We start from the raw sequence: 6,104 nt of genomic DNA on the forward strand, positions 1-6,104 counted from the left end.
CGCTCGGGGAACAGCCGGCGCAGCACGTACGCTTGGACGCATCATGACTGATTTCCCGGGTGCCCCGACCACTCCGTCCACCGGCCGCCTGCGCGTGCTCGCGGCGATGTCCGGCGGAGTCGACTCCGCCGTCGCCGCCGCCCGCGCCGTCGAAGCGGGGCACGAGGTGACCGGCGTCCACCTGGCGCTGTCGGCCAACCCGCAGTCCTTCCGCACGGGGGCGCGCGGCTGCTGCACCATCGAGGACTCCCGGGACGCCTGGCGGGCCGCCGACGTGATCGGCATCCCCTTCTACGTCTGGGACCTCGCCGAGCGCTTCCGCGAGGACGTGATCGACGACTTCGTCGCCGAGTACGCGGCCGGCCGGACGCCCAACCCCTGCCTGCGCTGCAACGAGAAGATCAAGTTCGCCGCGCTGCTCGACAAGGCGATCGCCCTCGGCTTCGACGCCGTGTGCACCGGCCACTACGCCCGGATCATCGACCTGCCGGACGGCTCGCGCGAGCTGCACCGGGCCGTGGACGCGGCGAAGGACCAGTCCTACGTCCTCGGCGTGCTCGACGCGGACCAGCTCGCCCACTCGCTCTTCCCGCTCGGCGACACCACCAAGGACGTCATCCGCGAGGAGGCCGAGCGCCGCGGCCTGGCGGTGGCGAAGAAGCCGGACAGCCACGACATCTGCTTCATCGCCGACGGCGACACCCAGGGCTTCCTGGCCAAGCACCTGGGCACCGCCACCGGCGACATCCTCGACGTGGACGGCACCAAGCTCGGCGAGCACGACGGCGCGTACGGCTTCACCATCGGCCAGCGCAAGGGCCTGCGGATCGGCCGCCCGGCGGCGGACGGCAAGCCGCGCTACGTCCTCGACATCTCCCCGGTGAACAACACCGTCACGGTCGGGCCGGTGGAGGGCCTGGACGTGACCGCGCTCACCGCGATCCGGCCCCGCTGGTGCGGCACCGAGGAGCTCGTGGCCGGCCGCTACACCGCCCAGCTGCGCGCCCACGGCGAGGAGGTGCCGGTCACGGCGTCGGTCGTCGACGGCGAGCTCCGCGTCACCCTCGACACCCCCGCCCGCGGCATCGCCCCCGGCCAGGCCGTCGTGCTGTACGACGGCACCCGCGTCGTCGGCTCCGCGACCATCGCGACCACGGAACGCCCGGCGGTCCGCGCGTAGTCCGGTTTTCAGGGCCCGGCCGTCCGCAGCGGACGGCCGGGCTGCTCAGCGCCGTGGAACCAGGTTGTCCGGGGAGTCCAGCCAGAGGTACTGACCCTCCGAGGTGACCGTCAGGCCGAACCGCTCGCAACCGGGACGGCCCTGGTCGGCCCACCACCGGTACGCGTCGGCCACCTCGTCCCAGAGCCTGCGGGGGCCGGACTGGTACACCTCGTACTCCGTGCGACCCCGCTCGTACTCGGCGGAGGCCCAGGAGAGGGTGTCCCGGCTGTAGAGCCACAGCGTGTACGCGCCGTCCTCGTAGCGTTCCGCGCGCCAGAACGCGGCGGGCACGCCGGCCCCGATGACGAACTGCTCGAACCACCCTCCGGTGTCCGGAGGGGCGAGGGCGGTCGTGCTCCGCACCCCGTCGGCCGGCCATTCCCGCCCGTGCAGGTAGTTCTCGAAGGGCGGCCGGTCCGTGCGCTGCTGCCGCAGCCGCATGAACGCGGAGCCCCGGGTGAACCGCCCGCTCGCGCTGGTTCCGTCCGCGCCGACCGTGAGGCGGACGATCTGTTCGCCGCCGTACTCGGTGCCGAACGGAGCGACGATGACCCCGCCGGGGGCCGTCTGCTCCAGCCAGGCCGGAGGAATCTCCAGGAGGGAGCACGTGGCGATGAGACGGTTGTAGGGAGCACCCTCGGCCCACCCCGAGCGACCGTCGTCCTCGACCACGACAGGCTTGAGTCCGGCCCGGGCCAGGTTCTCCCGGGCGTGGTGGGCGACGTCCGGGTCGTACTCGACGGTGACCACGTTGGAGCCGCCCAGCCGGTGGGCCAGCAGGCCGGCGTTCCACCCCGTCCCGGTGCCGACCTCCAGGACCCGGTCGCCCGGGCGCACGTCGAGGTCCTGAAGCATTGAGAAGACCATGGTCGGCATGGAGTTGGACGAGCTCGGGGTCGTACCGAGTGCGTCGCCCTCGTGGTCCCCGTCGTCCCACTGTGTGGTCAGCGGGATGTCCGAGTAGACCGCTCTCCGCCACGCCTCGGGGTCCCGCGAGCGGTGGACCACGGGGTTCTGCTCGGTGCCGTTCGCGGTGCCCGGCCAGATGCGGTCCGGGACGAACAGCTCGCGGGGCACTGCCTTGAAGGAGGGGAGCCAGTCCGAGGAAAGGGCGCCGCCGGCCACCAGCGCGGAGGCGAGCCCCAGGGGGCCCGCCTCCTTGTGCGTCTCGCCGGTCACTTGCCGCCGCCCGCCGGGGCCGAACCGTCGGAGGTGTTCCCGCCCTCGTCCGAACCTCCGCCGCCGTGCCCGGCGCCCTTGTTGCTGTCGTCCTGCTGCCCGCCGCCCTTGCCGTCGCCGGAGCCGCCTCCGTGCTTGCCCATCTCTGCTCCTCTGTGCTGGTCGGCCCGACAGGCGAGTGCCTGCCCGGGTGTTGCCTCGCCGCCCATCGCATCCTCCTGGAGGAATGCCGGGCAGCAGCTCCCCGAGGGCGCGTGACCGCCCGCGGGGACGTTTCCGCTGTCGTCGTGGTTACTGGTTGCTGCCGGCTTGATCTGCCTGGCGCTACCGGTCCGGCGGCTCGGGCGGGAATTCAGTGGCCGCGCATGGACAACACCACCGCGACAGCCGCGAGCTGTAGGAGGGCCGTCACCGACACGGCGTAGGCACTCCAGACACGGATGGGTTCGACGGCTTCGACGTCGTCGGAGTACTGCCTCACCGGCGGTGCAGTCATCGAGCAATGTCGGCGTGGACGACCTTGCCGAGCGGCTCGACCGTGACTCCCCACCGCCCGTTGGTGAGTTGGTGGACGAGGCCGAGCCCGCGATGGCCTTCGTCGTCGTCCGAAGCCCGGATCAACACCGGAAGGGCCCGCGACCCGTCGCGCACCGAGATCCGCACGGTGGCATCAGCGATCAGCGTGACGGTGACCGTCATGAACAGCTGGCAGCCCGTCTTCGCCGCATTGGTGACCAGTTCACTGGTGACCAACTCGGCGGTGTCGATCAGGCGGGGCAGCCCCCAGTTCATCAGCTGGCGTCGAACCAGCCGTCGGGCTTGGCCTACCGATTCGGGCCGGTAGGCCAGCAGCACTTCATCCGCCCTCAGAAGCGGCGGCGATTCGAGACGGGGAGGAGTCCGGCCCTCCAACAGCGTGCGCTGCACGGGAAACGTGGCCATGGCGACCATCTCCTATAGACGAGGCGCCATCCTGTACTTATGTGCAGGAGTGACGAGTAGAAGAGTGCCCGACTCCTGTACATGAGTCAAGCCGCCGTGGAGAGAATCCCGAAGTGGGCAGGGGTAGTTGATCAGGCGTCAGTCGCGCGCAGGGAACCGATAGTCCAGAACGAACTGGTCGGCGGCCATGACTGTGTCACACACCTCCACGACGCGGCCGTCTGCGGTGATCGCGTCCCGGACGAGATGGATCACAGGCGAACCGGGGCTCAACGCCAGTGCTGCGGTCTCGGGCTTGGTCGCCAGCCGAGCGCGTACGGATTCGGTGAACTCGGTGAGGGAATGCCCGTGTTCTTCGAGGCGGGCATAGATGCCACCGCCGCCGGGGTTCTCGGCGAAGACCTCCGGGATGTCCTTCACCACGTCCCACGGTAGGTACGACGTGGCTTCTTCGGTCGGTACGCCATCTCGGAAGTACCGGCGCTTGCGCGCCAGCACCTGGGTACCGACGGGGAGATCCAGTCGCTCGGCGATCTCCGGAGGGGCCTCGGTGGGGCCGACGAACAACACGGTCACGGACGGGACGCCGCCGGACACCTCCGCCTCCGCGAGGTAGGCGGCTTTGCCGGCCTTGCGATGGGCGCGTCGAAAGCGATCGGATGACTTGCGCTGCACCGGTGGGCGGGAGCGGACGAAGGAACCGCGGCCGTGGTGCGTCTCGATCAGCTGAGCCGTCCGGAGTTCGGCGACGGCCTTGCGGGCCGTGCCGGACGCGACTCCGTACCGCTGCATGAGTTCGGCTTCGCTCGGTACGGCCGCACCAGCAGTGAGGGCTCCCGACTTGATCTGTGCGGCGAGGTCATCCGCGATCTGCAGATACTTCGCCTTGGCCGAGGAGGCCACGTCACCACTCGCCATAGTCCTTCAGGGCTCCTATTCTCCTGCACATGAGTAACAGCGACGGGAAGCCCCAGTCAACGCCACTCCACTCGGTGTCCGTTGCGGGGGCAGTCGTGCGCGAGGACGGCCGGGTGCTGGCGATTCGCCGGGCCGACAACGGCGCCTGGGAGCCGCCGGGCGGGGTGCTGGAGCTGTCCGAGGCCGTCGAGGACGGCGTGCGGCGCGAGATCTACGAGGAGACGGGGATCAAGGTCGGCGTGGAGCGGCTGACCGGCGTCTACAAGAACGTGAATCGCGGAATCGTCGCGCTGGTCTTCCGCTGCCACCCCGAGGGCGGAACCGAGCAGCTCTCGGCCGAGTCGACCGCGGTCGACTGGCTCACGCCCGCCGAGGTGTCCGACCGGATGGCCGAGGTGTACGCCGTGCGGCTGCTGGACGCTCTTCGGGGCGATGCCGCGCCCAGCGTCCGTACCCATGACGGCCGGCACCTGGTCGGATAGCAGGGCGTAAAGCCGGTGAGCGGGGGCGTGGGCGCGTGATAGACCAGTTGACACTATGAACATCACTGTCTTCTGCTCCGCGTACTCCCTCGACGACCGCTACACCGGCCCCGCCGCCGAGTTCGCCCGGCTGCTGGGGGAGGGCGGGCACACCCTGGTGTGGGGCGGCTCCAATGCCGGGTTGATGGGCCTGCTCGCCGACGGGGTGAAGGAGGCCGGCGGGAAGCTCGTCGGGATCCTCGTCGAGCTGCTCAGGCACAAGGGCTACGAGGGCGCCGACGAGCTCGTCATGACCAAGGACCTCGCCGAGCGCAAGGCGCAGCTGCTGATGCGCGCCGACGCGGTCGTCGTCCTGGTCGGCGGGCTCGGGACGCTGGACGAGGTCACCGAGGTGCTGGAGCTCAAGAAGCACGTGCTGCACGACAAGCCGGTGGTCGTCCTCGACACCGAGGGCTTCTACGCGGGCCTGCGCACCCAGCTGGAGCGGATGGACGCCGAGGGCTTCCTGCCGCGCCCGCTCGGCGAGCTGATCACCTTCGCCGACACCCCCGCGCAGGTCTTCGAACAGCTCAAGGCCTGAGAGGATCGGGACCATGGCTGCACATCTGATCACCGGCGCCGGTTCCGGCATCGGCGCCGTCCTCGCCGAGCGCCTCACCGAGCGCGGGGACGACCTCTGGCTGCTGGCCCGCGACGCCCGCCGGGCCGCCGAGCTGCGCGAGCGCTTCCCCGCGGCGAAGACCCTGGTCGGCAACCTCGCCGATCCGGCCAAGCTCTCCTGGGCCTTCGGCCACCAGGCGCTGCCGGTCGAGCTGGACTCCCTGCTGCACGTGGCGGGCGTCGTGGAGCTCGGCCGGGTCGGCGACCTGCCGGTCAAGGCCTGGCAGGACACCCTGAACGTCAACCTGGTCGCCCCCGCCGAGCTGACCAGGCTGCTGCTGCCCTCGCTGCGACTGGCCAAGGGCCACGTGGTGTTCGTGAACTCCGGCGCCGGCCTCAGCGCGGGCGCCGAGTGGTCGGCGTACGCGGCGAGCAAGCACGGCCTGAAGGCGCTCGCCGACTCGCTGCGCCAGGAGGAGCACGCGGGCGGCGTCCGGGTCACCTCGGTCTACCCGGGGCGCACGGCCACGCCGATGCAGGTGAAGGTGCACCAGCAGGAGGGCAAGGCGTACGACGCCGAGCGCTGGATCGACCCGGAGTCCGTGGTGAGGGCCCTGCTCACCGCGCTCGACCTGCCGCGGGACGCGGAGATCACCGAGATCACCGTCCGCCCCGGGAAGTAGGAGGACCGCGCGGGCAGGGGGCCCCGGCCGCTTCCCGCCCGGCGCCCACGACGCACCGACGGGAGAGGAACCGACACC

8 protein-coding genes are annotated in these 6,104 nt (G+C 70.8%); 4 read left to right on the top strand and 4 right to left on the bottom strand.

What is annotated here, in order from left to right; genetic code table 11:
- Positions 1 to 43 precede the first annotated feature (43 nt).
- A complete protein-coding gene (gene mnmA / locus ACFVHB_RS05545) occupies positions 44 to 1,180 on the top strand; it encodes a tRNA 2-thiouridine(34) synthase MnmA (RefSeq protein WP_380315504.1) in 1,137 nt (378 codons plus the stop codon).
- Positions 1,181 to 1,225: 45 nt separating this feature from the next.
- Here mnmA and ACFVHB_RS05550 read toward each other — a convergent pair whose 3' ends face one another.
- From ACFVHB_RS05550 to ACFVHB_RS05565, 4 genes are all read right to left on the bottom strand, one after another.
- On the bottom strand, positions 1,226 to 2,401 hold the full coding sequence (locus ACFVHB_RS05550; protein ID WP_380315507.1) for a methyltransferase domain-containing protein: 1,176 nt from the start codon (positions 2,399 to 2,401) through the stop codon (positions 1,226 to 1,228).
- Positions 2,398 to 2,544 carry a hypothetical protein gene (locus ACFVHB_RS05555; protein ID WP_380315510.1) on the bottom strand — a complete coding sequence of 49 codons (147 nt, stop codon included), beginning with the start codon at positions 2,542 to 2,544 and terminating at the stop codon, positions 2,398 to 2,400. The genes ACFVHB_RS05550 and ACFVHB_RS05555 overlap by 4 nt, the downstream gene beginning before the upstream one ends.
- Before the next feature lie 349 nt (positions 2,545 to 2,893).
- Entirely contained in the window at positions 2,894 to 3,343 is a 450-nt protein-coding gene (locus ACFVHB_RS05560; RefSeq protein WP_380315513.1) for an ATP-binding protein, read from the bottom strand.
- Between the two features lie 138 nt (positions 3,344 to 3,481).
- The gene (locus ACFVHB_RS05565) at positions 3,482 to 4,261 is read right to left on the bottom strand and encodes a GntR family transcriptional regulator (protein WP_380315516.1); all 780 of its coding nucleotides are present in this window, start codon (positions 4,259 to 4,261) and stop codon (positions 3,482 to 3,484) included.
- A 17-nt stretch (positions 4,262 to 4,278) separates the two neighbouring features.
- On the opposite strand from ACFVHB_RS05565, the gene ACFVHB_RS05570 reads away from it, so the two are divergent.
- Genes ACFVHB_RS05570 through ACFVHB_RS05580 form a run of 3 tightly spaced genes read left to right on the top strand, consistent with a single transcriptional unit; the run spans position 4,279 to position 6,026 of the window.
- On the top strand, positions 4,279 to 4,743 hold the full coding sequence (locus ACFVHB_RS05570) for an NUDIX hydrolase (protein WP_380315588.1): 465 nt from the start codon (positions 4,279 to 4,281) through the stop codon (positions 4,741 to 4,743).
- Positions 4,744 to 4,798: 55 nt separating this feature from the next.
- Positions 4,799 to 5,323, top strand: a complete 525-nt coding sequence (locus ACFVHB_RS05575) for a TIGR00730 family Rossman fold protein (RefSeq protein WP_380315519.1) — start codon at positions 4,799 to 4,801, stop codon at positions 5,321 to 5,323.
- Positions 5,324 to 5,336: 13 nt separating this feature from the next.
- A complete protein-coding gene (locus ACFVHB_RS05580) occupies positions 5,337 to 6,026 on the top strand; it encodes an SDR family oxidoreductase (protein ID WP_380315522.1) in 690 nt (229 codons plus the stop codon).
- Positions 6,027 to 6,104 lie beyond the last annotated feature (78 nt).

This window comes from Kitasatospora sp. NPDC127111 (assembly GCF_042677465.1).
In the GTDB taxonomy this organism is placed as follows: Bacteria; Actinomycetota; Actinomycetes; order Streptomycetales; family Streptomycetaceae; genus Kitasatospora.

Coding starts and splice junctions, on each gene's coding strand:
- ACFVHB_RS05555 (WP_380315510.1), bottom strand. CDS start 2,544: ATGGGCAAGCACGGAGGCGGCTCCGGCGACGGCAAGGGCGGCGGGCAG.
- ACFVHB_RS05560 (WP_380315513.1), bottom strand. CDS start 3,343: ATGGCCACGTTTCCCGTGCAGCGCACGCTGTTGGAGGGCCGGACTCCT.
- ACFVHB_RS05580 (WP_380315522.1), top strand. CDS start 5,337: ATGGCTGCACATCTGATCACCGGCGCCGGTTCCGGCATCGGCGCCGTC.
- ACFVHB_RS05565 (WP_380315516.1), bottom strand. CDS start 4,261: ATGGCGAGTGGTGACGTGGCCTCCTCGGCCAAGGCGAAGTATCTGCAG.
- mnmA (WP_380315504.1), top strand. CDS start 44: ATGACTGATTTCCCGGGTGCCCCGACCACTCCGTCCACCGGCCGCCTG.
- ACFVHB_RS05575 (WP_380315519.1), top strand. CDS start 4,799: ATGAACATCACTGTCTTCTGCTCCGCGTACTCCCTCGACGACCGCTAC.